The 26,512-nt window shown below is 43.3% G+C and carries 20 protein-coding genes and 1 pseudogene; 8 read left to right on the top strand and 13 right to left on the bottom strand.

Features of this window, described 5'->3' with window-relative positions; genetic code table 11:
* Nucleotides 1–114 precede the first annotated feature (114 nt).
* The 3 genes from BACSA_RS14405 to BACSA_RS14395 are packed head-to-tail and all read left to right on the top strand — an operon-like array spanning nt 115 to nt 5,484.
* Nucleotides 115–3,099 carry a SusC/RagA family TonB-linked outer membrane protein gene (locus BACSA_RS14405; RefSeq protein WP_262501216.1) on the top strand — a complete coding sequence of 995 codons (2,985 nt, stop codon included), beginning with the start codon at nt 115–117 and terminating at the stop codon, nt 3,097–3,099.
* A 21-nt stretch (nt 3,100–3,120) separates the two neighbouring features.
* Entirely contained in the window at nt 3,121–4,665 is a 1,545-nt protein-coding gene (locus BACSA_RS14400; protein ID WP_013618768.1) for a RagB/SusD family nutrient uptake outer membrane protein, read from the top strand.
* A 27-nt stretch (nt 4,666–4,692) separates the two neighbouring features.
* On the top strand, nt 4,693–5,484 hold the full coding sequence (locus tag BACSA_RS14395) for a hypothetical protein (RefSeq protein ID WP_013618767.1): 792 nt from the start codon (nt 4,693–4,695) through the stop codon (nt 5,482–5,484).
* Between the two features lie 89 nt (nt 5,485–5,573).
* Here the strand turns inward: BACSA_RS14395 and BACSA_RS14390 are convergent, their stop codons facing one another.
* Nucleotides 5,574–6,794: an ATP-binding protein gene (locus BACSA_RS14390; protein WP_013618766.1), complete on the bottom strand. Its 1,221-nt coding sequence runs from the start codon at nt 6,792–6,794 to the stop codon at nt 5,574–5,576.
* Nucleotides 6,795–6,997: 203 nt separating this feature from the next.
* Here BACSA_RS14390 and BACSA_RS14385 point away from each other — a divergent pair, with 203 nt between their 5' ends.
* Genes BACSA_RS14385 through BACSA_RS14375 form a run of 3 tightly spaced genes read left to right on the top strand, consistent with a single transcriptional unit; the run spans nt 6,998 to nt 12,394 of the window.
* A complete protein-coding gene (locus BACSA_RS14385) occupies nt 6,998–10,000 on the top strand; it encodes a SusC/RagA family TonB-linked outer membrane protein (RefSeq protein ID WP_013618765.1) in 3,003 nt (1,000 codons plus the stop codon).
* Between the two features lie 24 nt (nt 10,001–10,024).
* Nucleotides 10,025–11,566, top strand: coding sequence for a RagB/SusD family nutrient uptake outer membrane protein (locus BACSA_RS14380; RefSeq protein WP_013618764.1), 1,542 nt, complete (start codon nt 10,025–10,027; stop codon nt 11,564–11,566).
* A 30-nt stretch (nt 11,567–11,596) separates the two neighbouring features.
* Nucleotides 11,597–12,394, top strand: a complete 798-nt coding sequence (locus BACSA_RS14375) for a hypothetical protein (protein WP_013618763.1) — start codon at nt 11,597–11,599, stop codon at nt 12,392–12,394.
* Between the two features lie 334 nt (nt 12,395–12,728).
* Here BACSA_RS14375 and BACSA_RS14370 read toward each other — a convergent pair.
* From BACSA_RS14370 to BACSA_RS14355, 4 genes and pseudogenes are all read right to left on the bottom strand, one after another.
* Nucleotides 12,729–13,178 (bottom strand): annotated as a pseudogene (locus BACSA_RS14370) (transposase); the annotation flags it as partial.
* A 410-nt stretch (nt 13,179–13,588) separates the two neighbouring features.
* The gene (locus BACSA_RS14365) at nt 13,589–13,852 is read right to left on the bottom strand and encodes a hypothetical protein (RefSeq protein WP_013618761.1); all 264 of its coding nucleotides are present in this window, start codon (nt 13,850–13,852) and stop codon (nt 13,589–13,591) included.
* Complete coding sequence (locus BACSA_RS14360; protein WP_013618760.1) at nt 13,849–14,322, bottom strand: DUF3990 domain-containing protein; 474 nt, start codon at nt 14,320–14,322, stop codon at nt 13,849–13,851. Before BACSA_RS14360 ends, BACSA_RS14365 begins: the two co-directional genes overlap by 4 nt.
* Nucleotides 14,319–14,537, bottom strand: coding sequence for a DUF3791 domain-containing protein (locus tag BACSA_RS14355; protein ID WP_013618759.1), 219 nt, complete (start codon nt 14,535–14,537; stop codon nt 14,319–14,321). Before BACSA_RS14355 ends, BACSA_RS14360 begins: the two co-directional genes overlap by 4 nt.
* Before the next feature lie 207 nt (nt 14,538–14,744).
* Between BACSA_RS14355 and BACSA_RS14350 the strand changes: the two genes are divergently transcribed.
* Both BACSA_RS14350 and BACSA_RS14345 read left to right on the top strand, forming a co-directional pair.
* Nucleotides 14,745–17,540 carry a SusC/RagA family TonB-linked outer membrane protein gene (locus tag BACSA_RS14350; protein WP_013618758.1) on the top strand — a complete coding sequence of 932 codons (2,796 nt, stop codon included), beginning with the start codon at nt 14,745–14,747 and terminating at the stop codon, nt 17,538–17,540.
* A gap of 33 nt (nt 17,541–17,573) precedes the next feature.
* Entirely contained in the window at nt 17,574–19,049 is a 1,476-nt protein-coding gene (locus tag BACSA_RS14345; protein ID WP_013618757.1) for a RagB/SusD family nutrient uptake outer membrane protein, read from the top strand.
* A gap of 1,351 nt (nt 19,050–20,400) precedes the next feature.
* On the opposite strand, the gene BACSA_RS14340 is transcribed toward BACSA_RS14345, so the two are convergent.
* From BACSA_RS14340 to BACSA_RS14305, 8 genes are all read right to left on the bottom strand, one after another.
* Complete coding sequence (locus tag BACSA_RS14340) at nt 20,401–21,534, bottom strand: aspartate aminotransferase family protein (RefSeq protein WP_013618755.1); 1,134 nt, start codon at nt 21,532–21,534, stop codon at nt 20,401–20,403.
* A 26-nt stretch (nt 21,535–21,560) separates the two neighbouring features.
* A complete protein-coding gene (locus BACSA_RS14335; protein ID WP_013618754.1) occupies nt 21,561–21,863 on the bottom strand; it encodes a GIY-YIG nuclease family protein in 303 nt (100 codons plus the stop codon).
* A gap of 223 nt (nt 21,864–22,086) precedes the next feature.
* Nucleotides 22,087–23,055 carry an N-acetyl-gamma-glutamyl-phosphate reductase gene (argC, locus tag BACSA_RS14330; RefSeq protein ID WP_013618753.1) on the bottom strand — a complete coding sequence of 323 codons (969 nt, stop codon included), beginning with the start codon at nt 23,053–23,055 and terminating at the stop codon, nt 22,087–22,089.
* An 8-nt stretch (nt 23,056–23,063) separates the two neighbouring features.
* Nucleotides 23,064–23,255 (bottom strand): PspC domain-containing protein, encoded by a 192-nt coding sequence (locus BACSA_RS14325; protein WP_013618752.1) that lies wholly within the window; start codon nt 23,253–23,255, stop codon nt 23,064–23,066.
* Between the two features lie 11 nt (nt 23,256–23,266).
* Nucleotides 23,267–24,472, bottom strand: a complete 1,206-nt coding sequence (locus BACSA_RS14320; RefSeq protein WP_013618751.1) for an argininosuccinate synthase — start codon at nt 24,470–24,472, stop codon at nt 23,267–23,269.
* Nucleotides 24,473–24,520: 48 nt separating this feature from the next.
* On the bottom strand, nt 24,521–25,087 hold the full coding sequence (locus BACSA_RS14315) for a GNAT family N-acetyltransferase (RefSeq protein ID WP_013618750.1): 567 nt from the start codon (nt 25,085–25,087) through the stop codon (nt 24,521–24,523).
* 26 nt (nt 25,088–25,113) lie between these two features.
* Nucleotides 25,114–25,593 carry an arginine repressor gene (gene argR / locus BACSA_RS14310; RefSeq protein ID WP_013618749.1) on the bottom strand — a complete coding sequence of 160 codons (480 nt, stop codon included), beginning with the start codon at nt 25,591–25,593 and terminating at the stop codon, nt 25,114–25,116.
* A 114-nt stretch (nt 25,594–25,707) separates the two neighbouring features.
* Nucleotides 25,708–26,448, bottom strand: a complete 741-nt coding sequence (locus BACSA_RS14305) for a class I SAM-dependent methyltransferase (RefSeq protein ID WP_041584059.1) — start codon at nt 26,446–26,448, stop codon at nt 25,708–25,710.
* Between the last annotated feature and the right edge of the window lie 64 nt (nt 26,449–26,512).

Here is a 26,512-nt window from a genome sequence, read left to right as displayed (position 1 = left end):
CGTCTTTCAGGTAGAAACTTTCCCTCCCAAACATATCTATAGGATGTCGTAATCCGGTTATCTTTTGCTTAAACGCTTTGAAGAGATATTTATAAGACGTTCATAATCTGCCAATTGCACGAACACATCAGTTCGGCCGGAACTTTGGTGATTTCTTTCATCGGACTGCAGACACAGGAGGTTAAGATTCAGCCGGTTATGAAAGTGGTGCTGAAGTCTGACGCAGAACAGTTGGACGAAGTGATGGTGGTTGCTTACGGTACTGCAAAGAAGTCTTCTTTTACGGGATCGGCTTCTAACATTGACGGGAAAAAATTGGAGCTCCGACCTATCACGAATGTATCTAAAGGCTTGGAAGGGCAAACGACTGGCTTGTTGACAACATCTGGTTCAGGACAGCCGGGCGAGGCTTCTAAAGTCATTATCCGTGGATATGGCTCTATCAATGCTTCTCAAGACCCTTTGTATGTAGTGGACGGTATTCCTTTCGACGGCGATTTGTCTTCTATCAATCCTGCTGATATCGAAACGATGACAGTGCTGAAAGACGCTTCGGCAGGTGCTCTGTATGGTGCACGCGGCGCCAACGGTGTCGTTATGATTACTACTAAACAAGGTAAAGAAGGACGTCCGAAGATTACTTGGCGCTCTACGGTAGGCTGGTCTTCACGTGCTCTGAAACCTTACGACATGGTAAACCAAAAAGAATTTGTGCAATTGACTTATGAAGGTCTGCGCAACAGTTACATGTTCGATAATGGTTACAATTGGAATGATGCTTCAGCTCAGGCTTCAGCAGATTTATCATCGGCTTTGGGAGGCGAACAATATAATCCGTTTAAGAACTATACATGGGAGACTATTATCAATCCGGAAACCGGTATGGTGCAAGCAGATGCAGTTTCCGCTTGGGATGAACAATGGATGGATGCTGTACAGAGAAACAATGCCTTCCGTCATGAACACCAACTCTCAGTGAACGGAGGTACAGAAAAGACGAAATATATGTTTTCTTTAGGGTACTTGAATGAAGACGGTATCTTGGTGGGCACTGGATTCGAACGTTACAATGCACGTGTAAATGTCAGTTCGGAAATCAATGATTGGGTGAAAGCCGGACTGAACACATCTTTGTCGAACTCAACACAAAATTTCAGTGATTATGAGGGAGCTGCCAACTCAAATGTATGGTATTCTGCTCAATTTATAGCACCGATTTATCCTATGTATCTGAAAGATGCGGACGGAAATAACGTGTTGGATGCTAACGGTAACCCACAATTAGACTATGGAGAAACCGGTCGCCCTAAGTATTCTGATTATAACCCATTGGGAGGCTTGTTAGACGATAAAGCTGATATCAAAAATGATGTTGCCGGTGTGCGTACTTTTGTAACAATCGGATCGGATAAAGACAATGCTAAATGGGCGAAAGGATTGAAACTGACTGTAAACTTTGGTGTGGATTACAAAAACGAGGCACGTATGTCGTATATGAATATGCATCATGGCAATCAGGCGAATGCGGGCGGTTTGCTAACCAAATATAATATGCGTACCGTTTCATACACATTCAACCAATTGCTTACGTGGAATCGTACATTCGGGAAACATAATATTGATTTGCTTGCCGGTCATGAGTTCTACTCGTATGAATATTCGTTCTTGAAAGCCGCTAAATCGAATTTGGTAGACGGTATCTTAGAGTTGCGACCGGGTACGACCTTACAATCCGCTGACTCTTACTCAAAACAATACCGTGTAGAATCGTGGTTGGGACGTTTCAATTATAACTACAACGAAAAATATTATTTCTCCGCTTCTTTACGTTCAGACGGTTCGTCGCGTTTCCATAAAGACCACCGTTGGGGTACATTCTGGTCTATTGGCGGTAACTGGCGCATGTCTGAAGAAGAGTTCATGCAAGACATCAAATGGGTAAACAACTTATCTGTGAAATTGAGCTATGGACAGCAGGGTAACGACAATATTTTGGAGTACGATGGAGAATTCGGTAAATATGTACCTAATTATTATGTATGGCAAAGCTTGTATCCGTTCGACTATGCCAACGGAAATAATATCGGTGCTTTGATTTCATCTTTGCAGAACCAAGATATTACATGGGAAAAGAGTGGCAACCTGAATGTAGGCATTGAAGCTACTTTATTGGATCACCGCTTACGCATCAATGCCGAATATTACAACAAGAAAACTACGGATATGCTGCTGAATTACCCGATGGCGACTTCATCCGGATTCAGTTACTACAATGCTAACGTAGGAAGCATGCGCAACAGCGGATTCGAATTTGAAGTGAGTGGCACACTGATTCAGACGAATGATTTCCGTTGGAATTTGAGCGTCATGGGGTCTACTGTAAAAAATAAAGTGCTGGAATTAACCAGCGAATCACCTGAAATCATCTCAGGTGTATTCAGTACCAAAGTCGGCTTGCCTATCAATACATATTATATGGCAAAATCAGCAGGTGTAGATCCTGCAACAGGTGCACAACTATATTGGGTATATGATACAGACAAGAATGGAAACAAAGTGAATGAACGCATCAGCAGCGACTCGTCATTGGCTGCAACCAGCAAATATTATTTAGGAAGCCGTATTCCGGATTTGTATGGGAGCATCTCTACTGATTTCTCTTGGAAAGGTTTCGACTTGTCTGTTTTGACCACTTATTCATTGGGTGGCAAAGTCTACGATTCGTTGTATATGGGTTCAATGGATGTGATGTATACAGGTGACACATGGAATAAACATGCGCTTCGCCGTTGGCAGAAACCAGGTGACATAACAGATGTACCGCATATCTCTATTGGAGGTGCCAACGTTGTGACCGACCGTTATTTAGTAGATGCTTCTTACTTTGCTATCAAAAACATTACATTAGGATATAACCTGCCTCAGAATTGGTTAAGAAGTGCCCATATCGGTTCAGTCCGTGTGTTTGCTTCGTTCGACAATTTAGGCTTATTCTCTCACTTGGACGGTATGGATCCTCAATACAACTTCACAGGTGAAACCAATTATACTTATGCGCCGAACAGAACTTACTCTTTCGGTCTGGAAGTTAATTTTTAATTAAAGTGCAACATTAAACGTATGAAAAAGAATTTATTCAAATATCTGTTGGTCGGTATGGCTGCTTGTTCACTCACAGCCTGCAGCGACCAACTGGAAACAGCTCCGTCCGCTTCTGTTTCAGGCGACCAGTTGTTAGGAAGTGCCACTAATGCGTTAATACCGTTAAATGGCGTGTATCGCGCCATGTACACTGCCGGAGTCTCAAATGCGGCAAACACTCACCAATGTTTTGGTATTTCGGCTTATAACATAATGGCGGACGTAATGGGAGAAGATTTCATTATGGCTGCACAAGGAAGCGGTTGGTTTTGGTACGATTGTGTTTATCAGGTGAAAGACATGTACACCTCTACCGCTTGGCGTTCGTATGATACATGGAATGGTTACTATACTTGGATATCGAACGTGAATTACATTATTAATGCGGGAGATGCCATGACGGGAACAGACTCGGAAAAAAATTATGTACTGGGACAAGCTTACGCCGTACGTGCATATACCTACTTTATGTTAGCACAACTTTACGCCCGTACTTATAAAGGACATGAGACCGAACCTTGCGTACCGCTTTATACTGAACCGACCGACATCCACACTGATGGAAAACCTCGTGCGACAGTAGAAGAAGTCTATCAGCAAATTACCGATGATTTGGAACATGCCATTACCTGCCTTTCCGCTACGACAGAGGCAAGAGCCAGCATGACTCATATCAACTTGGGGGTAGCATACGGATTTCAGGCACGCGTAGCATTAGTCATGGAAGATTGGAACACAGCTAAAGAAGCCGCAGAAAATGCTATTCTGAATAGTGGATGCCAAGTGGGCACTGGTGACAATTTAACTAAAGGCATGAATAGCGTAGAACTTCCTAATGTAATGTGGGGTGCAGCTATCAGTGCCGACCAGTCAGGCATGTACGCCGGATTCTTCACTCATTTGGACGTTGACGCTCACGCATACGGCGAATCTGCACGCAAACAAATCAACAAACAGCTTTATGCAAAAATGGGTGTAAACGATATCCGCCGTAATTGGTGGAATCCGAACGATCCTAATAACGAAGAAGGAGGTTACCAGCAAGAGAAATTCAAATTTGCCGATGTATCTTTATGGACCGGTGATTATATTTGGATGCGCGTAGAAGAAATGTATCTTACCGCTGCCGAAGCTTATTGTCGTTTAGGCGACGAGAGTAAAGCACGCTTGAACCTAAACGCTGTAATGCAACAACGTGATGCAGATTACAACTGCACCAAGACAGGAACAGCTTTGGGTAAGTTGACTTCAGACGAAACAGGATCATTGCTGGAAGAAATCATCACTCAACGCCGTATAGAACTATGGGGAGAATTCGGACGTATTTACGACATTCGCCGTCTGAAACAAGGATTTACCCGCACTACAGACATGGGATGGCCTGCCTCAGCTTTGATTCAAGGTACAGATACACAAGATCCCGAATCGTATGCATGGGTGATGACCATTCCACAATCAGAATTCGACGGTAACCCCAGCTTGGATCAGACTAAAGACCAAAACCCGATAGGTGATCATAAATAACAAACAATAAGTAAACAACGATACATTATGAAGTTGAATAAATACATTCTAAGTTTATGCGTTTCCGTAGCAACTCTGTTGAGTGCATGCGATACGGACAATGAAGGAGCCATTTACGGAGGCGGAGATAATGCTGGCATCACATTCGAACTTGCCACTCAATCTGTATCCTTCCCTTCAACTGGCTACGAAGGCTTTGATGTGGAAGTGCTTCGGGCAAAAACGGCAGGTGAATTGACGATTGATGTCACGGCATCTTTAGTGAACGGTGGAGAGTTAGAACCGCTTCCGTCAACGATTTCTGTTCCGTCTACCGTAACGTTTAAAGACGGTGAGTTCAAAACAAACATCCACGTTAGTGTAGGTGATATCACTCCGGGACAGAATTATCAAATAATCATCAATTTGCCTGAGACACATGCCAATATAGACTTTATTGGCAGCAAAACGGTTACTATTTTCCGCGATTATACCTATTCTGTTCTTGGCACAGGCACATTCCAATCAACCGCTATGGCGGAAGAAGGACAAGACTATGCTGAATGGGAAGTGGAGGTACAGAAAGCCAATCAAGTGGAATGGTACAAAGCTATCAGTTTGTATGAAGAAGGTTTGGATGTCGTATTCAAAGTTAACTCTAACGAAGTGACGGTTGATTCGCAACCTGCATGGACGGATGCTACTTACGGAAAAGTACATGTAGCCGGTTCAGGTAAGTTAGAAAACGGCGTGATTACCGTTAAGCTGGAACACTCTATTCCCGGTGTCGGAAGTTATGGTTCTTATAATGAAACATTAATTCTTCCTGTATCGGAATAGTCGGCAACATCAAAATAGCAAAGGCTGCTTCAGGATCATTTTGAGGCAGCCTTTGCCATATAAAAAGTAGCTGTCTATGCAGCATAAATTCAAAGCTTCCCTTTGTCTTCAGCCAATAGAAAATCCCTTAAATGTACCTGCTTGATTCCTTGGTAGCTTCCTCCGTTTTGCAACGTATCCATTGTGATGACATATTTAGGATAATGGTTGGCAATTTCCATCAATCCGCCGAATTCCCGCTGCACGGTCTGTTCGTCGTATAACATATAAGCCACTTGGATATAGAGCTTCTCGTTGTCTTTTTCCGCAATGAAATCCACTTCTTTTGTATCGTTCTTGCCTATATAGACATTGTATCCATGACGAAGCAGCTCTATATAGACTACATTTTCCATTAGCTTGTTGATGTCTTTCCGGTAGTCGAACATGCGGATGGCGTTACGGAGACCTAAATCCTCAAAATAATACTTTTCGCCTATTTCGAACACCTTCATCCCGTTGACGTCAGCACGCTGGACTTTGCAAATGAAATAAGAGTTGCATAACGCTCTCAGGTAGTTCAGTATCGTCTGGGTAGGCATGTTGATGTGTTGCGACTTCAAGTATTTGTTTATGTTTTGAGCGGAAAACAATGAGCCTACATTATCAGCTAAATAAGCAACTAAGTTCTCCAAAAAGGCAACATTGCGGATAGCTTCCCTGCTTACAACATCTTTCAGCATGATTGTAGAATACACGTTGCGGAGGTATTCGTAAATGACATTCCGGTCTAAAGACAAGTTATGAAGGTAAGGCATTCCGCCTAATGTAAGATACTGGTTCAGTGATTCGTCACTTACGGAAAGGCTGTTGAATTCTAAAAACTCCCGATAGCTGAGCGAATGCACAGGTATTTCGATGTATCTGCCTCCTAAATGTGTAGCCAGTTCGCCGGAAAGCATTTTTGCATTGCTCCCGGTGCAATAGATGTCACACTTGTTTTCGTTCAACAAGCTTCTCAGGCAAAGCTGGAAGCCGTCAATCTCCTGCACCTCATCAATGAACAGAAAGTCCGGTCTAGAAGTCAAGCGGGCAGATACGTAATCATAAAGTGAATTACTGTCCTTCACCTCCGAATAAGACAGCAGTTCCTTGTCGATGTAGATAATGTTAGCCTTGGGATACTGCATCTTTACCGTATCCATCAGTTGGAGCATGATGTAACTCTTGCCCACTCTCCGTTGTCCGGTAAGTATCTTAATCAATTGCTTCCTGATAAAAGGTCTCACTTTTTCTGTATAAATCGGTCTATTTACATATTTCTCCTTCATATATTTCTCTTTTAGAATCACACAAAGATAGTAATAAAGTTTCAATTATAATTGAAACTTTATTGAAAAGTATCGCATTCTTCAATCATAATTGAAACTTTATAAGATTACATTTTGGTAGAAATTTTCCTACTAAAACACGTCTACAAGATGTTGTAACCTAGTTATGTTTTGTTTAAACACGAAAAAGAGAGAATTATAAGATGTTTATAATCAGACAATTTCATAAACATATTAGTTCGGCCGGAACTTTGGTGATTTCTTTCATCGGACTGCAGACGCAAGAGGTTAAGATCCAGCCGGTTGTGAAAGTTGTGCTGAAGTCGGATGCTGAGGTGTTGGACGAGGTGATGGTGGTAGCTTACGGTACGGCTAAGAAGTCTTCGTTTACGGGTTCGGCTTCGGTTGTCGGAGGTGATAAGATCGAATCTCGCCCTATTACTAATGTGACAAAAGCCTTGGAAGGACAAACGACAGGCGTATTAACAACCTCGGGTTCAGGACAACCTGGTGAATCTGCCTCTATTGTAATCCGCGGTTATGGTTCTATTAATGCTTCACAAGACCCGTTGTATGTAGTAGATGGTGTTCCTTATGACGGTACACTTTCTTCTATCAATCCGTCGGATATCGAATCGATGACAATTCTGAAAGATGCTTCGGCCGGTGCCCTTTACGGTGCACGTGGTGCGAACGGTGTAGTCATGATTACTACTAAACAAGGTAAGGAGGGCAAGACAAATGTAACTTGGCGTTCTACCGCAGGATGGTCTTCACGCGCGATTCCTGAATATGAAACGGTAAGCCAAAAAGATTTTGTTCAGTTGAGTTACGAAGCCGCACGTAACAGTTATGCGTTTGGCAATGGTTATTCATGGGAGCAAGCTGAGGCTATGGCTCGTGCTTCATTGGCTCGCAATTTGGGAGGTAGTGCCGGTGAACTTTATAATCCGTTTAAAAATTATACGTGGGACCAATTAATTGATCCGGCTACAGGACAAGTACGCGCAGATGCTGTTTCAGCTTGGAACGAACCTTGGTTGGATGCCGTACAGCAAAATGGTGCTTTTCGTCATGAACATCAATTGTCATTGAGCGGAGGTTCTGCTAAAACTAAATACATGTTTTCATTAGGTTATGTAAACGAAGATGGTATTTTAACTAATACCGGTTTCCAGCGTTATAACGGACGCGCCAACATTACTTCGGATGTAACCGACTGGTTTAAGGCAAACATGAACGTATCTTTGACGCATTCTATTATGAACTATAGCCAGTATGAAGATACATCACAGTCGAACGTATGGTATTCTGCACAATTTATTTCTCCGTTGCTTCCTGTATATATAAAGGATGAGAATGGTAATAACCTGTTGGATTCAAATGGAAATCCCCAATTGGACTATGGTGAAAGCGGTCGTCCGGGTAGTTATGATGACTATAATCCATTAGGAGGTTTGATTGATGATAAATCATTGGTAAAGAATGATGTTGCCAGCTTGCGTACCGGCTTCACATTGGGTGGTGATAAAGATGAATTTGGTGTATTCAAAGGCTTGAAGTTCTCTGTTAACTTCGGTATGGACTATCGTAACCAGAATCAGATGGACTACATGAATATGTATCATGGTAATCAGGCTAACGCAGGCGGTTTGTTGCAGAAATACAGTGTCCGTATGCAAAGCTATACGTTCAATCAGATCCTGACATGGAACCGTACGTTCGGTTTGCATAATTTCGATGTGATGGCCGGTCATGAGTTTTATGCTTACCAATATGAATACCTTTCAGCTGGAAGAACCGGTTTGGTAGACGGTATTTTGGAATTGCGTCCGGGTGCTGTATTGTATGACGCTGACTCTTATACCGATAACTACCGTATCGAATCTTGGTTCGGTCGTTTTAATTATAATTTTGACGAAAAATATTATTTCTCTGCTTCTTTGCGTACGGATGGTTCTTCACGTTTCTATAAAGATAATCGTTGGGGTACTTTCTGGTCTGTAGGAGGTAACTGGCGTGTATCGAAAGAAGAATTCATGAAAGATTTGACATGGATTAACAACTTGTCTGTGAAGTTAAGCTATGGTCAACAAGGTAATGATAATATTTTGGATGCAAACGGTAACCCTAATTATTATCTGTGGCAAGGGCTCTACGATTTGAGCTGGACTAATGAAAACAATCCGGGTGCAATGCCTTCATCATTGGAAAACAGATCGTTGACATGGGAAAAGAATGGCAACTTGAATGTCGGCATCGAAGCTTTGTTGTTGGATCACCGTTTGAGCATTAACGCTGAATATTATAATAAGAAAACAACCGATATGTTGTTGAGCTACCCGATGGCTACTTCTACCGGTTATAATGGATATAACGCTAATGTGGGAAGCATGCGTAACAGCGGTTTCGAATTTGAAATCAGAGGCACACTTGTCAAGACAGAAGATTTGACTTGGAACTTGTCATGGATGGGCTCTACGGTAAAGAATAAAGTACTGGAACTGACCGGAGATTCTCCTGAAATCATCAGCGGTATCTACAGTATTAAAGAAGGCATGCCTATCAACACATTCTATATGGCAAAAAGTGCTGGTGTAGACCCTGCGACAGGTGCACAGCTTTATTGGGTATATGATACAGATGAAAACGGAAATAAAATTGGTGAAGACTACATCTCCAGCGATTACAACAAAGCGAATAACAGCAAGCATTACTTGGGCAGCCGTATCCCAGATTTGTATGGTAGCATCAGTACCGATCTGACATGGAAGGGCATTGACCTGTCTATCTTGACCACTTATTCGATTGGCGGTAAGATTTACGACAGCCTGTATGCCGGTTCGATGAACAACATGTATTACAACAATACTTGGAACGTTCACGCATTGCGCCGTTGGCAAAAACCGGGTGACATTACCGATGTGCCGCGTATTGAAATCGCCGGTTCATACGCAACCAATGACCGTTTTTTAGTAGACGCTTCTTATTTTGCCATTAAGAACATTACATTAGGTTATACATTGCCTAAGGTTTGGATGCAGAAAGCCCGTTTAGGCTCTGTACGCGTATTTGCTTCTGTTGATAATCTGGCATTGTTTACTCATTTGCAAGGTATGGATCCGCAATATAATTTTAGTGGACAAACTAATTACGCTTATACTCCGAACAAGACTTGGTCGTTAGGTTTCGAAGTTAATTTCTAATCAATTTAAATTTTAAGAAAAAACATGAACAAAATATTCAATTATATAGTTGCAGGAGTCGTAGGATGTGCTATGCTTGCGGGTTGCTCGGACGATGCATTGGAAACTGCGCCTACAGACTCTATGTCGAGTAGTGGAATCTCTGGTAATGCAGGTACTGCTATTGTAGCTTTAAATGGTATGTATCGTTCTATGTATAATTCATGGTCACCGGAAGGCAATACTCACCAAAGCTTCGGTATCAATTCGTATGTATTGATGGCAGACCTGATGGGTGAAGACATGATACAAGCTGCAATGGGTAGCGGCTGGTTCTGGTACGACTGCCTGTATCAGGTAAAAGATATGTATGCCAGCACGGCATGGCGTCCGTATGACATGTGGAATTGTTTCTATACATGGGTGAACGGTGCCAATGAAATTTTGGCAGGCGACGGCAGCATGCAAGGAACTACGGAACTGGTAAATAATGTATTGGGTCAGGCATACGCTATCCGCGCATTCTCCTATTTTATGTTGGCTCAGAACTTTGCCCGTACTTACAAAGGTCATGAAAACGAACCTTGCTGCCCGATTTATACAGAACCTTCTAATCCGGAAACGAAAGGGAAGCCTCGTGCTACCGTCCAGGAAGTATATGATCAGATTTTGAGTGACATTAACCGTTCTATTGAATTGTTAGGACAAGGTTCTCGCCGTACACACATTTCCCACATCGACCAAAGTGTAGCATACGGTTGGTTGGCACGTATTGCTTTGACGATGGAAGACTGGAATACGGCATTTGAGGCTGCGGTTTCCGCTATTGAGACAAGCGGCTGCACAATTCAGCCGGTTGACGCTTTTGCCGGACTGAACAATGTAGATGCGGGGAATGTAATGTGGGGCGCTGCTATCCGTTCTGATCAGTCAACCATGTATGCCAGTTTTTTCAGCCATATGGACTATGACTTGGGGGCTTATGCAGCGACTGCTCCAAAGCAAATCAGCAAAGACCTGTATGCTTTAATGAGTGCATCTGATTCACGTAGAAGCTGGTGGAACACGCAGCATTCTGCGAATACTGATGATAGCGGTTACACTCAGGAAAAGTTCAAATCATCGAATACACAGACTTGGGAAGGCGATTATATTTGGATGCGTGTAGAAGAAATGCACCTGATTGCTGCCGAGGCTGCTTGCCGTATGGGTAACGAGGATGTGGCACACCAATATCTGAGAAACCTGATGGGACAACGTGACTTGACTTATCCGATTGATAGCCTTACGGGAACTGAATTGGGTGCAACGACTTCAGACCGCACCGGCTCATTGCTGGAAGCCATTATCGACCAACGCCGTATCGAATTGTGGGGTGAATACGGACGTGTATGGGATATCCGCCGTTTGAAACAAGGATTTACACGTACAACAGATATGGGATGGCCTACCGACGCATTGCTTACCGGACGTCCTACAACCAATCCGGAAAACTATATGTGGGTGATGACAATTCCTCAGAGTGAATTCGATGGTAACGCAAGTCTGAATCCGGCTACCGATCAAAACCCGTTAGGTGATGAATAATAGAAATTCTTAATCAATTAGAATAACAACATGAAATTAAAGAATTATTTTTTAGGGTTGAGTGTAGCAGTCATGGGACTGCTCACTTCCTGTGACCAAGATAACGAAGGTCCTGTTTACGAAGGGACTACAATGGGCGTAACCTTTTCCATTAATGCACAAAGTGTTTCGTTTCCATCAACAGGTTATGAAGGTTTTGATGTAGAAGTTATCCGTGCGGTATCAGATGAAGCCGCAACTGTCCCTTTAAGTGCTTCGATGTCTGATGGTAGTGCTGTACCTTCTGAAATCCAAGTGCCTTCGAGTGTTAATTTTGAAGCCGGCGAATTTACTGCAGCTATTCATGTAACGGTAGGCGACATCACTCCAGGTGAGAATTATCGTTTGGTGTTAACTTTGGGAGAGGAAACCGCTCCGGTGGATGCTGTCTTGCAAAAGACTATCACTATTTACCGTGATTATACCTATTCTTCAATCGGTACAGGAACTTATACAACTACTTTCTTCGCTCTTGAAGATGGAAGTCCTCAGTCTTTCCCTGTAGAAGTGATGCAAGCTGACCAAAATCCAAGTTTATATAAAGCTATCGCTGTATACGAAAAAGGTTATGACATCGTATTCCAAGTCGGTGCAGATGGTCGGACGGTATCAGTAGCCCGTCAAGCAGCTTGTAGCGATATAAACGGATATGGAACAGCTTATGTAGCAGGAAATGGAACTTTAGAAAACGGAGTTATTACTGTGACGTTGGAATTTTCCGTTAGTGCTGGAAGTTTTACTCCTCCGGCAATAGAAACTTTGCAATTGCCGACTGCAGGTGTAGAATGATTTTTGACTCTGTAGCATAAAATAAAAGGCTGCTTCTTCATAGAGGCAGCCTTTTATCCGTTCGCCCAGCACGAACATTCTCTAACCGGTGCAAGTCCGTAACACGCCCGATAGCGGGAAAGTGTATAGCCAAGAGCAAGGGTGTCCATCGTGAGTTGGAATCTGAAGGAAGCTGTCGGCAAACATCTGGCCTGACGAACAGAAACTTGATATAAGGCTGGCGGGCATGGATAAGACTACTGAACAAGTCAAAGTCCGATAGCTATACGGAAATGCCCTAAGTAAATCAAGCAGGTATAAGATGGAAAGAGCATGTCCTTAACTGGGGAGGTCTCATGGACGTGTGGAGGTTCTCAAGATATGGTTTCCAGTGGGAGGCCAGTATCTCCTGAAGGGAGTCAATATCAAGACGGGATGCTATCTCATTGCGGATGGCACTGACTATCTTGTAGTTGGTTATGGGAAAGGCCGGATCTATCATGATTCCGCAGAACATCTGGTAGTGGAGGTTGCCGTTGAGATGTTCCACCAGCTGTCTGTCGGAGAATCCGGTGTAGGCTTTCAGGACCATAAGGGCAATCTTTGCCAGAGGGCTAAAAATGTTCCTGCGTCCAAGACGATGTTCCGACAAGCCTATGGCTTTTGCCATACGGTCAAACGGGAAAACTGAGTGAAGCCTGCCCAGTTCACTCTCATGAAAACTCTTGCGATATTTTTCCAGAACATCAAATTCTGTAAAGCCCAAAGTGGGCTGTATTTCCGAAATATTTTGTATCTTAGCCATATCTTTGTTGGGGTATTTCCCCCGTTTTGGCTGCCAAACCTTATTTTCGGGGGAATATCTAAAGATACAAAAAAGCCAACTAATTCGCAATACATTGTGTATGAATTAGTTGGCTAATTTTGTTATATTTACTGAATATCCCTAAGGATTTCTTCGACAACATCGGAAACTATAAAGAAGAGTTGGAGTCACTTCTGACTCTTAAATTCCGTTTGTCTAATTCGCAAACCATTTCTTTTTGATTATAAATTTTGCTCAGGTTAATTTTGCGAATTGTTTTCGAGGATGTTTTTTGATTTTATGAGGAGGATAGCGGGCTATCTGACGAATAAAATCGGGAAAACAGACCGGAAACAAACGCAAAAGAACCTGATAGAATATTACTTTATTGGAAAATTTAAAACAGGCTCTTAATTGGATAACACTTGTAAATGTCCGTCGGCAGTATCGTCCAGTTTCCCCGTCAGAAACTCTCTTTTAAGCCATTCGTATATATATGAAGGGCTTTGGCAGTATAAGTCAGCTTCTTTATCAGAGAGTATTCTGAACGTATCAGAAGTATAGACTATATTCAGTGCGGAAGGTATGTCTAATTGGAAATCCGCAATCAAAAAATCTGTTATTTTATCGACTATGTGTGAAATCAAATAGTCTTGCAGAATCGCTGTCATCATATTCTGTCCAATAAATTAATGCTTCGTAAAGTTCCAAAAAAGAATTGCCTATTCAATTGTTTGTATTCTAATTCCTTTGCCAATTCTTCCAAAGTGCAAAGACCTTCTTCGTAACGGCTTAAAAGGTAAGCGACCCCATCATCCGCTATCGGACCTATCACAATATCGTAATGATGCGAAAAGGCAGGGATACTCCTTGTTCTGTTCCGGTAAATAAATTCCGCCCACTCTTTATCGGGTTTCTCAAAAAGCAGGACATGCAGAAACGGAGCCGACAGATACGCTTCATCAAATTGATATTTCTGTACAATCGGATTTCCGCCAAAAATTCGCGCTTTCTTGGCTGCCATATTTTCGGCTTGTGCAAAAATATCTGTCAGATAGAAACCTTGACCAAAATCCTTATACGGATTGGATTTTCGAATGTCTATCTGCTGGAAATCGACATTAGTTCCATGATAAAGCATCATATCAGTAGACCTCCGTTTTTTTTACAGATGACAATCAAGTCATCCACAGCATCGTCAATGGACTGCAAATGCTCTACACTATAAAAGTCATTCAGGAAATCCACGCCCTTAAACCGGTATAGGTATAGAAAGGCATTCTTGACCGAAAGGCTGAAACGCTTGGCAAAAGCGCGTATGCACGCATTTATGTAGGGTATCTTATACTTATCATCCATAACCAAATGTATTTGAGTTCCGTACAAAGGTAATCAAAAATTCCATTATCTCATCGCTTTCAGATACTTCTTGGGTAGAAAAAGTTCAGACAAAACCGTCTCATACTCTGTATGAGTTAATCATGGAAAAGAACAAGCCATAATCAGACTTACTATAATCGGTTTATAAACAGGCGTTTATGGATACTATTAAGTTCGGCCGGAACTTTGGTGATTTCTTTCATCGGACTGCAGACGCAGGAAGTTGAGATTCAACCTGTTGTGAATGTAGTTTTATTGGCGGACACCCGGACATTGGACGAAGTAGTGGTAACCGGTTATGGCGTACAACGCAAGGCCGCATTTACAGGTGCTGCCACTACGATTAGCAATGAAGCGATTCTGAGAAAGAGTGACGCAAACTTTGTAAAAGTATTGGAAGGAGCGGTTCCGGGCGTACAGATGAATAACTCTACTAGTATGCCTGGTGTATGGGGATCTATCTATATCCGTGGTCGTGGTTCCTTAAATTCGGGAACTCAGCCGCTATACGTCATTGATGGCATGCCGGTTGATTCGGACACAGACGACGGCTCACTGACTGCTAGCAGCAATAACTCTGTCGACCCGATGTCTATGTTGAATCCGTCTGATATCGAAAGCGTTACAGTATTGAAAGATGCTGCAGCAACTGCTATTTACGGTTCACGCGCAGCCAATGGTGTGATTGTCATCACAACTAAGAAAGGAAAAGAAGGCAAATTCAATATCAACTTGGATGTAAAGCAAGGCTTTGTGAGCATGGCGAACAACAATATGGATTTTGCCAATGCCGAACAAACCATGAACCTCTTTGCAGACGGTCTGACCGCAGCACAAGGCGGAGAGTGGCAGGACAATTATAATTATCTGGCAGACGAATATTTCGGCTGGGACCGCAAAACATCTACAGACTGGATGGACGAAATTACCCGCAAAGGTTACTATCAAGACTATAATTTAAGTATGCAGGGCCGTAGCGGTTCTACCGGATATTATGTCAGCCTAGGCTATTTGAATACGGAAGGTTTGGTTAAAAGCGCTGATTTCGAACGTTTCTCTGGACGTTTGAACTTGGACAGCAAATTCAAATGGGCCACAGTTGGCGTTAATACCTCTTATAGCTATTCTACCCAAAATGGATTCTCGCTTTCTACAAGTGGTTCTATGAGTAGTCCGGTAGTAGCAGCCATTTCGAGCATGACCCCGATGGATCCGGTTTATGACAGCGAAGGCAACTATGCGAATATCAATAATTATAACCCAATGGCATTAATGGACGAAACTGCCGGTGAATTGAACGAAAACAAAATGCAAACCATCAATCTGAACCCCTATTTCCAGATTGATTTCGGCAAAGGCATTTACGCAAAAACGACATTGGGTGTAAACTTGAACGAACTGAATCAATATCAGTATTGGAGTGCCCAATATAATCCACAAGGTATGGACTACAACGGATTGGGTCAGTTGTATAATTCTAAGAATACCGTCATTACCTGGAACAACATTCTGGGTTGGAACTATGTATTCGATGAAAAGCACAACGTGAGCGTTATGTTGGGACAAGAAATGCAGAAAAAGAGCTATCATTACGAATATTTCGCTAAGTCAGACTTCCCGTTCTCTGCAGACGGTATGCGTGACCTGACCACTGCCGGTACAGACCAAGGCTCTGAGTATTATAAACAAGAGGCACGCTTGGCTTCTTATTTCATGGATGCGCACTATTCGTATGCCGACAAGTATTATTTGTCCGGATCATATCGTCGTGACGGTTCGTCTGTATTCGGTGCCAACCACCGTTGGGGTAACTTCTGGTCAGTAGGTGCTAAATGGCGCATGACAGGTGAAGATTTCTTGAAAGACAACAACATCATCAACAACCTGACTCTTCGCGCTTCATACGGTACGGTAGGTAATCAGGATATCGACTGGTATGCTGCCCGCGGTTTCTATTCAGCAGGTTATAACTACAATCAGATTCCGGGTATGATCCCGACCAGCATATCCAATCCGGATTTGACATGGGAAGTATCGAAGAAGTTTGATATCGGCTTTGACCTTTCTTTATTGCACCGCTTGCACTTTACGTTTGACTTCTACAACTCAATTACATCGGACGCTTTGTTTGAAGTACCTCTGTCAATGACGACTGGTATTTCGACAACCTACCAAAACATCGGTAAAATCCGCAACCGGGGCGTTGAATTTTCTGTAAACGCAGCATTGATGCAGCGAAAAGACTTCAACTGGAACTTCTTTGCCAACCTGACTTGGAACAAGAATGAGGTTATCAAGCTTTCTACCGACGATCCTTTGGAATATACTTTCCAAATTGTCGAAGAGGGACGTCCTTATACCCAGTTCTATATGAAAGAATATGCAGGCGTTGACCGCGAAACCGGTAAGCCCCTTTGGTACCTGAACGAAACAGGCAACGAGACTACATCGGATTATAATGCCGCATCAAAACGTTACGTAGGAGATGCTGACCCGAAAATATTGGGAGGTTTCGGAACGAACTTGAAATGGAAAGATTTAGATTTCAATATCAACTTCAACTATCGTGTAGGAGGTAAGGTTTACGATTCAGGTGCTGTATTTACCGGCTTCGGCATGTCATTGCGCACACCGCTTGAAGACGTGGCACTTAACTCTTGGACTCCGGAAAACAAAGACGCCAAGTATCCGCAATATATTTACCAAGATCCGAACAATGCGACTCAATATTCTTCCCGTTTCTTGTATAACGGAAGCTATTTGAGAATCAGCAACGTCACATTGGGATATACCCTCCCGCAAAAATGGACAACCAAAGCGTTTATCCAAAAACTGCGTGCATATATCTCGGTAGATAACCTTTATACTTTCGCATCAAACGACTTCATCGGTTATAACCCCGAAACGTCAGCCAATGGTGTAATCGCATGGCAATATCCTGCAATTTGCACATTCATCGGAGGTATCCAGTTGACATTCTAATGATTGAAGAATAATTTAAAAAGAGAGATTTATATGAAAAAGAATATATTGAAAGCCTTTGCTATAGCAACCCTCGGATTCAGTCTTTCGAGTTGTGGTGAAAGTTTTCTGGAAACGGATTACTACAACGGAATTGATTCGGAAGGAGGTTTATCGAGCGTAAACAACATTTCAACGGCATTGAACGGTACCTATTATAACCTTTTCTATTATAACTTTGCCGGGAATTATGCTATCAGTATCGGTGATATACCGACCGATATAGCTTATTGGAACTCAAAGACCAACCACTTTAACAATATCTATACTTATACCGTGGTTGATACCGATACCTACTTACAGGACATTTGGGAATATGGTTATAAGGTAGCGGACAACGCAACCCGTGTCATCCAAGCATCGCAAGCTTTATATGAAGGAAGCAATGACGAAGAAAAAACCCAATTAGACCGATGCATGGCAGAAGCATACGCTTTGCGGGGTTATGCTGAATTGATGATGGTTAACATTTATGCCCATCAGGTAAAGGTGAACGGCAGTGACTTCTCGTCAGAGCCGGGTATCGTCGTAATCGATCAAGCACCGATTGAAGCGCTAACCCAAGTAAGCCGTTCTACCATTGGTGAAACTTATACGGCGATTTTGTCTGATTTCGACAACGCAATCAGCCATTTCGATGCAGCCGGAGGTGACCGTGGTTCTATCCTATACATGAATAAAGCAGCCGTTTACGGATTATTGGCAAGAACCAACCTGTATCTGGAGAACTGGAGTGAAGCGAAACAGTATGCACAACAAGCATTGAATGAAAAAGGCATCACTACTTTAACATACGATGCTACAGCATACGCCGCATTGTTCAGTGACAATACTTCAAATACAGAAAGCCTGCTTTCATTAGCTATTACTCAAACCGATAACTGGTCGGCTAACTCAAGCGGAACATTATGGTCCACCTATAATTTCAGCCCGAGCCCGAAACTGCAGGCAATGTATGGAGAAAACGATTGCCGTACATCTATCTTCGGATGGTCTGACGAATCTACAAGTGCCGCTCCTGTATTTACGGGAGGAAAATATTCACAACATTCTAGCGGCAACCCTGCATATGCAACCAACTACTTGGTCAATGCTCCGGAAATGTACCTGATTATGGCAGAAGCTGATGCAAAAACAGGTGATGTGAACAGCGCACGCAATTCTCTTCTGACTGTAGCGAAACGAAACGCAGACATTACTTCCGTAGACAATCTGCCCGCAACAGCTGACGAACTGCTGTCTTTCATCAAAGACGAACGTGCCCGCGAATTGTTCCAAGAAGGTTTACGTCTGTATGACTTGCGCCGTTGGGACGAAGCAGCAGATGTATTTGCTATACAAGCACCGAATATAGCATTTACTTATAGCAATTACAAAATTTCAGATTTGATATTCCCGATTCCTGCTGCAGAAGTCAATTCCGGATTTGGCGTAGAACAAAACGATTGGTCTGGAACATTGCCGAAATAAGTTTTTAAAACAAACCTAATAATCGAGTAGGAGGAAAACGAAATGGTTTTCTTCCTACTTTCGTTTTCCAACCTCTCACACCACCGTACGTCCGTTCCGCATACGGCGCTTCCTATTATTAGACATTGCGGAAGTTAGCAAGCGGTTGTTCGCTACACACCAATAGCCAAGGTGAATGTCTCCCCACTGATATACCTGACAATCAAGGGCATCATATTTCTTTAGGCTCTCCACTCTGGTCTTGACTATCTTCCATGATGTTCAACTATACATACGTATCCGTCACCTTAACCATTCGTCTGTTTCAATACAAAGACACTTTATCTGTGTAAGATGGTAGTACCCAATCCAGCGAAAGTCTGCACTTCCTCATACCTGTCGGATTCCATCCTGTCCCTTTGAGGGCAGACATTAGCGGCTGATGTTTTCTGCATTCTTTCATAAGGCAACTTTCAGTAACTATCGTTTAATTGTCAGGCCAGTCCTTCATGGAACATATCTACCCCATTACTATGACTTCTGCCGGCTTATCGCGGCAAGCATTACTCCATACATTTTGTAAAAATATTCGGTATGTCCGTAAGACCTCCTCGGGTAAGGATATTGACTTTCCATCTTATATCTGTTCCATTTACACCAACCGTTCCGAATATTGCTATAAGGTTTAGTTTGTTTAGCAATCTTACCCACAGTTATATGCCTTATATGAAGTTTCTGTCCGTCAGACTATGTACTTACCGCCAGCTTCATTCAGATTCAGACATTCTTGATCTTGGCAATATGATTTCCGCTATTAAGATTCATTGGGAACTTGCACCCGCCAGCTAATATCATATCCATACAGAACACATGCGCCCGTATTGCTTCATACAAGCATACACGCTACACAACATGAACGCCCTCATCAGCCGATACAAGCGTCCGTGTTTTTCATAATATTACACTTACCGATTTGACTTCTACCAAAGCCGTATCCAGTTTCTGAAAGCAGTTGTGATTTGCTTTCAAATTAATATATTTGAACTATTGAAAACAATTACGCCTATGCCTGAAGGGGCCTCGGCACGATGTGTTTTGGTTTCATAGCTTTATATATTTTTCCCAAAGCTATGAATTTTTTGCGACAAAATTTGTCTTTTCAAACTTTTTCCTTAACTTTGTTCTCACTAATTTGAAGCAAATCACAATAAGGATTATTCCGTTGTGAAAACATTAGGTTCCCTCGTCCTCTAACGGGGGATTTTTTATTTATTTTTCTATTTTGTTATATTGAACGAAGTGAAGCATCTCGTAGACATTGAAGATACTTCACTTCATTCCCTTAGACAGGTAGTGCTACTATGCAAATTTATTACCTTATTGTTTTCATCGCATTTTGCAAGCGAGTGAGGAACTCATCCGCTTCGTTCATGCTGAGGCAGAGAGGAGGAAGCAGACGGATGACATTGGTTCCGCTTACACCTGTAAAAACTTTTTGCTCGAAGAGCAGTTTCGTACGCAGCTCTTTAACAGGCTCTTCAAATTCCAGCCCTATCATCAGACCACATCCGCGCACTTCCTTGATGCCCTTGAAACACTTCAGTTCTTCTAATAAATGTGTGCCGACTTTTGCCGCATTTTCTATCAGCTTCTCTTCTTTTATGACATCCAGTACGGCAATTGCTGCGGCACAAGCCAGGTGATTACCGCCGAAAGTCGTGCCTAATTGTCCGTAAACGGGTTTGAATTTCGGACTGATGAGTACGCCTCCCATGGGGAAACCGTTGCCGATTCCTTTGGCTACAGTAATGATATCGGGGCGGATGCCACTGTATTGGTGAGCGAAGAACTTGCCGCTTCGACCGTAACCCGACTGGATTTCGTCCAGAATCAGTACGGTGTTGTTTGCGTCGCAAGTTTGGCGCAAAGCTTTCATAAAGTCTGTATCGGGTATCCGGATGCCGCCTATCCCTTGAATACCTTCAATGATAACGGCGCAGACATCGCCTTTTGCCAGTTCGGCTTTCATGGCTTCTATATCATTTAGCGGCAGGTAGGTAACATGTTGGTTGGCGTTGACAGGAGCGATGATTTTCGGATTGTCGGTCACTTCTACCGCCAGCGAGGTACGTCCGTGGAAAGCTTTGCCGAAAGAAACAATGCGTGTGCGTCCGTTATAGAAAGACGCCAGTTTCAGGGCATTTTCATTGGCTTCGGCTCCTGAATTGATTAAGAACAGCTGGTAATCGTCATAGCCGCACATCGCTCCCAACCGGTCGGCAACTTCCTGTTGCAGCTTGTTAATGACCGAGTTGGAGTAGAATCCCAGCATAGCAACTTGTTTGCTTATCATTTCCACATAATGCGGGTGTGAATGCCCGATGGAGATAACGGCGTGCCCTCCGTACAGGTCAAGGTATTCTTGTCCTTTGTCATCCCACACGTGGCAGGCTTTTCCCTTGACAATGTTAATGTCAAAGAGAGGATATACATCGAATAATTTCATTTTATATAATGTTTAATTGTTGTCTCTTATTCCCAATTCATTTCCTGAGCCAAATTTTTTAGTGAAGGATTATTGTTTCGTATAAGTTTTTCTTTCTTATATCTAGTCCAACCTTTCAATTCTTTTTCTCTTACAATGGCTTCGTTTATATCATGGTATTCTTCAAAATAAACTAAATAGTGACATTTATATTTTGAGGTGAATCCCGGAATAATTCCTGTTTTATGTTCAATGAATCTTTTGTATAAATTATTTGTTACACCAATATATAAGACACTTCGTGTCTTGTTGGAAAGAATGTAAACCCAATATTGGTGTATATTATTCATTTGCTTTTTATTATAGTTAATCAGGAATGAAATGTGAAAAATCATTTGTCATGCTGAACGTAGTGAAGCATCTTGGATACATTTACGTGGATGTTTACGAGATCCTTCGCTAACGCTCAGGATGACAATGTGTTATGAATATTTGTCATAATCGAATGGATTTCCCATGGGATATGGGCACTCAATATAACAAATACAATCCGTTTGGACTATAATTCTTCACTTAAAAAGCGCTTGGCTTCAGCTTGAGTCCGGTAGTTTCTTCCAGATTGAACATCAGGTTCATGTTGTGTACCGCCTGACCGCTGGCGCCTTTCAGCAAGTTGTCAATGCAAGACACGATGAGAAGTTTGTCTTCGTGTTTTTCTAAGTGAATCAGACACTTGTTGGTGTTGACCACTTGCTTCAGGTCGATGCTCTTTTCTACGATATGCACGAACGAGTCTTCGGCATAATAGTCTTCATACATCTTCACGATTTCGGGCAATTCTACCTTCGTCTTTATGATTGTAGTGGCGAAAATGCCTCGGGCGAAGTCGCCGCGGTAAGGGATGAACGTAATATCTGCATCGAAGCTGTTCTGCAATTGCTTCAGCGACTGGCGTATTTCCGGAAGGTGCTGGTGCGTGAACGGCTTGTAAATGCTCAAGTTGTTGTTCCGCCAACTGAAATGCGTAGTCGCTCCCGGTTTTACTCCGGCTCCCGTACTTCCGGTTATGGCATTTACAATGATATCACCTTTCAACATCAAGTGTTTTGCCAAGGGCAACAGCCCCAACTGAATGCAGGTGGCGAAACATCCCGGATTGGCGATGTGCTTGCTATGACAGATGGTGCGTCGGTTCAGTTCGGGAAGACCGTATACGAAGTCATGGTCTTCAGCGGCAATGCGGTAATCCATCGACAGGTCGATTATCTTCAAGTCTTCGGGCAGGTTGTGGCTTTCCATAAACTTGCGCGTGTCACCATGTGCCGTACAGAAAAATACCACATCCACTTCATCCAGTGGCAATTCATCGGTAAAGGTCAAATCGGTTTCGCCATACAGTCCTTCGTGTACATCGGTAATCTTATTTCCGGCATTGCTCGAACTGTTGATGAAATGAATCTCCACATCAGGGTGATTGATAAGCAGGCGAATCAGTTCGCCTGCTGTATATCCTGCTCCTCCTATAATTCCTACTTTAATCATGGGCTTTGTTATTTATCTTCAGGAATGATTATCCATAATAATAAATACACGATTATCCCTGCAAAGGCAGTAAAGACCGTGAGCAACGCGTATATTACACGGATCAGTGTCGGGTCGAGGTTAAAATAGTTCGCGATTCCGGCGCATACGCCCGCCAACATCTTGTTGCTTTGCGGGCGGGTCAGTTTTTTCCCTTCCATAGTTGTATTTTTTACATCATTTCGTCTTTATGGTTTGCGTAATAGGCTCTCAGTGGAGTGGAGAGTACTTTGATAAAGCCTTTGGCATCTTCTGCCGTCCAGCCTTTCTGCATTTCTCCGTATTCGCCCAGCTTGTTCTTTACCAAATCGTCTTCTGATTCTACGCCTACGGTAGAGAAGCAATAGGGGCGGAGTTCAAGGATAGCCGTACCGTTTACGTTGCGTTGCGATTCGGTCAGCATGGCTTCGATGTCGCGCATCACCGGTTCCAGGTATTGGCTTTCGTGCAAGAACATGCCGTACCAGTTTGCCACCTGGTCTTTCCAGTATTGCTGCCATTTGCTCAACGTGTATTTTTCCAGGAAGCGGTGTGCACCGATTATCAGCATCGGAGCTGCGGCTTCGAATCCTACGCGCCCTTTGATGCCGATGATGGTATCGCCTACGTGCATATCCCGTCCGATACCGTAAGGTGCTCCGATTTCTTCTACACGCTGGATGGCTTTGATTTTATCGTCGAACACTTCCCCATTGACAGCGTACAGCTCACCTTTCTTGAATTCCAGCTTCAGCAGTTCGCTTCCTTCCTTGGTGACTTGTTTCAGGTATGCACTTTCGGGCAGTCCTTGTGCCGAATCCAAGATTTCCCCTCCGCAGATGGAAGTGCCCCAGATGCCTACGTTATAGGAGTATTTCAGCTTGGTGAAGTCGGCTTCGAAACCGTGCTCTTTCAAGTAATTGATTTCATAGTCACGGCTTAATGCCATATCGCGGGTCAGGGTGATGATTTCCACTCCCGGAGCCATGACCAGGAACGTCATGTCGAAACGTACTTGGTCGTTTCCCGCACCGGTAGAGCCGTGCGCAATGGCATGTGCACCGATTTCGTTGGCATAGCGGGCAATGGCAAGTGCCTGGAAGATGCGTTCCGAACTTACGGAAATAGGATAGGTGCCGTTACGCAACACGTTCCCGAATATCATGTATTTCAGGCTCTTGGCGTAGTATTCTTGTGTTACGTCGAGGGTGACATATTTCACCGCGCCTAATTTATAGGCATTCTCTTCATTCTTTTTCAATTGTTCGGCACTGAATCCGCCCGTATTGGCACAAGCGGCATATACTTCATATCCTTTTTCTTTTGCCAGATACATCACGGTGAACGAAGTATCCAGCCCGCCGCTGAAAGCAACGACAACTTTTTTCTTTTCTTCCATAAGGCTATATTTATTATGTGTAATTCTTCATTCTTAATTCTTCATTTGTCAGAAGTTTGTATGTTCATCGTCTGTATGCAGTGCCGGGTCGTATAACATGGCCGTGCAGATGCAGAACTTGCGGTTTTTTGCCATCAGTATCTCGTGGTTGATGCATCCTTCGCATCCTTTCCAGAACGCTTCGTCATCGGTCAGTTCGTTGAATGTTACCGGTACATATCCCAATTCGGTGTTCATTTTCATGACAGCTGCCCCTGAGGTCAGGCTGAATATCTTGGCTTTGGGCCAGCGCAGGCGTGCCAACGTAAACGAAGCGTGTTTGATTCGTTTGGCAAGTCCGCATCCGCGGTATTTAGGGTGGACAATCAAGCCCGAAGTGGCTACATACTCCTTGTTTCCCCATGATTCGATGTAAGTAAAGCCTGCAAATTCATCCCCGCAAAGGGCAATGATGGCTTTGCCTTCTTTCATTTTGGTTGCGACATATTCGTGCGTACGTTCGGCAATGCCTGTGCCCCGCACTTTGGCAGCTTCCCGGATGGTTTCCAGAATTGTGTCTACGTATGCTTCGTGCGAAGCATCTGCCACCATTACGTCTATTTGTTTTGAGTCCATTTGTCTTTGTCCTTATTCTTTATATGTTATTGGTTGATGTTCGTAATCACGTTTTCGAGGGCTTGCTTCACATTTGTGCGCGTTATCCCTTCCCGCAAGACCAATAGGATAGTGTCGTCTCCCGCAATCGTACCGATGATTTCATGAAAATGATTGTTGTCGATGTCATAGGCAAGGCTGCTGGCATATCCCGGCCGTGTTTTGATGACGGCGATGTTTCCGGAGAATTCAATGGATATGAAGCCCGTATGGCGTAACATTTCAGATGCGCTTTGCGGCTCGGTGATACGCTTATACATGGTGTTGTTGGGCAAAACATACACATAGTTGCCATTCATGCTTGCCGCTTTTGCCACTTTCAGCTGTTTCAGGTCGCGTGAAAGCGTGGCTTGGGTAAGCTGGAAACCTTCTTTTTCCAACTCTGCCAAAAGTTCTCCCTGGCTTCCGATTTCTTTGCTGGAGATAATCATCTTGATGGAATCGAGTCTGTTGTTCTTGCTTTTCATCGTGTATATTTATTCTTCATTTCGGTGCAAAGATACAGATAATATTGAAACAATATACAACCTCCCGACTATTTTTATTAAAAATATTGTATTTCCTCTTGCTTGAATGAATGATTATGCGTCTTTCGACATATAAGTCAACCGGGCAAGATAGTCGTAATGCCTGCCTTCTTGCACCTTTTCGGTCCGGAATCCATATTGTGAAGCATACGCCGAAAGGGTATCAAAATCAATGTAGAGCCAATCGAAAGATTCTCCTTTTGTCTTTCCGTATTGCATCTGGAAGTCGACTTCTCCGTAATAGTTTGCGGCAAGGTCAATCATATAGCTTCCGTCTTCTTCCTCATACAGATAGCGCAAGTCGCTGGAATCCATCAGGATGCATCCTCCCGGTGCCAAAAGCTGCCTGACGCGTGTGAAGAATGCGGGCATATTCTTTAATTTCCCGATAATGCCCGAGCCGTTCATCAGCATCAGTATGGTGTCGAATTGTCCGGCGAACCGCTCGTCGAACACATTTGCCAGATGTGCGTTTAATCCCCGTTTTTGCATGACTTCTACCGACAAGGGGGATATGTCGATGGCTACGCTTTCTTTTCCCAGCCCTTTCAGCGCCCATGAATGGCATCCGCTTCCTGCTCCTACATCCAGAATTTTCCCTTGCGCCATGCGCAGTGCCGTTTGCTCTAAGGGCGGCATCTGTTCGAACGTGCGGAACAGGCCGCTTACAGGCAGTTCGTCTTCGTCAAACTGGGATGAAAATACCCGGAGCTTTTCTGCCCGTCCGGTCTGGTAATAGTCATATATGGCCTGCCCCATCGGGTCTTTGTCTGCTGACAGCCAATGTGCATTCATGTTATTGCAAGTACTCATAATTAGCTTATAATAAGATGATAATTTACAGGAAGCAAACTTACAT

Source organism: Phocaeicola salanitronis DSM 18170, assembly GCF_000190575.1.
Classification (GTDB): domain Bacteria; phylum Bacteroidota; class Bacteroidia; order Bacteroidales; family Bacteroidaceae; genus Phocaeicola; species Phocaeicola salanitronis.
This window is presented reverse-complemented; position numbering and strand designations above follow the sequence as displayed.

What these genes read in the sequence shown, in the direction of transcription:
- BACSA_RS14315 (WP_013618750.1), bottom strand. Translation starts at nt 25,087, where the DNA reads ATGGACTCAAAACAAATAGACGTAATGGTGGCAGATGCTTCGCACGAA.
- BACSA_RS14340 (WP_013618755.1), bottom strand. Translation starts at nt 21,534, where the DNA reads ATGAAATTATTCGATGTATATCCTCTCTTTGACATTAACATTGTCAAG.
- BACSA_RS14305 (WP_041584059.1), bottom strand. Translation starts at nt 26,448, where the DNA reads ATGAATGCACATTGGCTGTCAGCAGACAAAGACCCGATGGGGCAGGCC.
- BACSA_RS14355 (WP_013618759.1), bottom strand. Translation starts at nt 14,537, where the DNA reads ATGGATGATAAGTATAAGATACCCTACATAAATGCGTGCATACGCGCT.
- BACSA_RS14375 (WP_013618763.1), top strand. Translation starts at nt 11,597, where the DNA reads ATGAAATTAAAGAATTATTTTTTAGGGTTGAGTGTAGCAGTCATGGGA.
- BACSA_RS14335 (WP_013618754.1), bottom strand. Translation starts at nt 21,863, where the DNA reads ATGAATAATATACACCAATATTGGGTTTACATTCTTTCCAACAAGACA.
- BACSA_RS14400 (WP_013618768.1), top strand. Translation starts at nt 3,121, where the DNA reads ATGAAAAAGAATTTATTCAAATATCTGTTGGTCGGTATGGCTGCTTGT.
- BACSA_RS14360 (WP_013618760.1), bottom strand. Translation starts at nt 14,322, where the DNA reads ATGATGCTTTATCATGGAACTAATGTCGATTTCCAGCAGATAGACATT.
- BACSA_RS14325 (WP_013618752.1), bottom strand. Translation starts at nt 23,255, where the DNA reads ATGGAAGGGAAAAAACTGACCCGCCCGCAAAGCAACAAGATGTTGGCG.
- BACSA_RS14380 (WP_013618764.1), top strand. Translation starts at nt 10,025, where the DNA reads ATGAACAAAATATTCAATTATATAGTTGCAGGAGTCGTAGGATGTGCT.
- BACSA_RS14365 (WP_013618761.1), bottom strand. Translation starts at nt 13,852, where the DNA reads ATGATGACAGCGATTCTGCAAGACTATTTGATTTCACACATAGTCGAT.
- argC (WP_013618753.1), bottom strand. Translation starts at nt 23,055, where the DNA reads ATGATTAAAGTAGGAATTATAGGAGGAGCAGGATATACAGCAGGCGAA.
- BACSA_RS14320 (WP_013618751.1), bottom strand. Translation starts at nt 24,472, where the DNA reads ATGGAAGAAAAGAAAAAAGTTGTCGTTGCTTTCAGCGGCGGGCTGGAT.
- argR (WP_013618749.1), bottom strand. Translation starts at nt 25,593, where the DNA reads ATGAAAAGCAAGAACAACAGACTCGATTCCATCAAGATGATTATCTCC.
- BACSA_RS14385 (WP_013618765.1), top strand. Translation starts at nt 6,998, where the DNA reads ATGTTTATAATCAGACAATTTCATAAACATATTAGTTCGGCCGGAACT.
- BACSA_RS14345 (WP_013618757.1), top strand. Translation starts at nt 17,574, where the DNA reads ATGAAAAAGAATATATTGAAAGCCTTTGCTATAGCAACCCTCGGATTC.
- BACSA_RS14390 (WP_013618766.1), bottom strand. Translation starts at nt 6,794, where the DNA reads ATGAAGGAGAAATATGTAAATAGACCGATTTATACAGAAAAAGTGAGA.
- BACSA_RS14395 (WP_013618767.1), top strand. Translation starts at nt 4,693, where the DNA reads ATGAAGTTGAATAAATACATTCTAAGTTTATGCGTTTCCGTAGCAACT.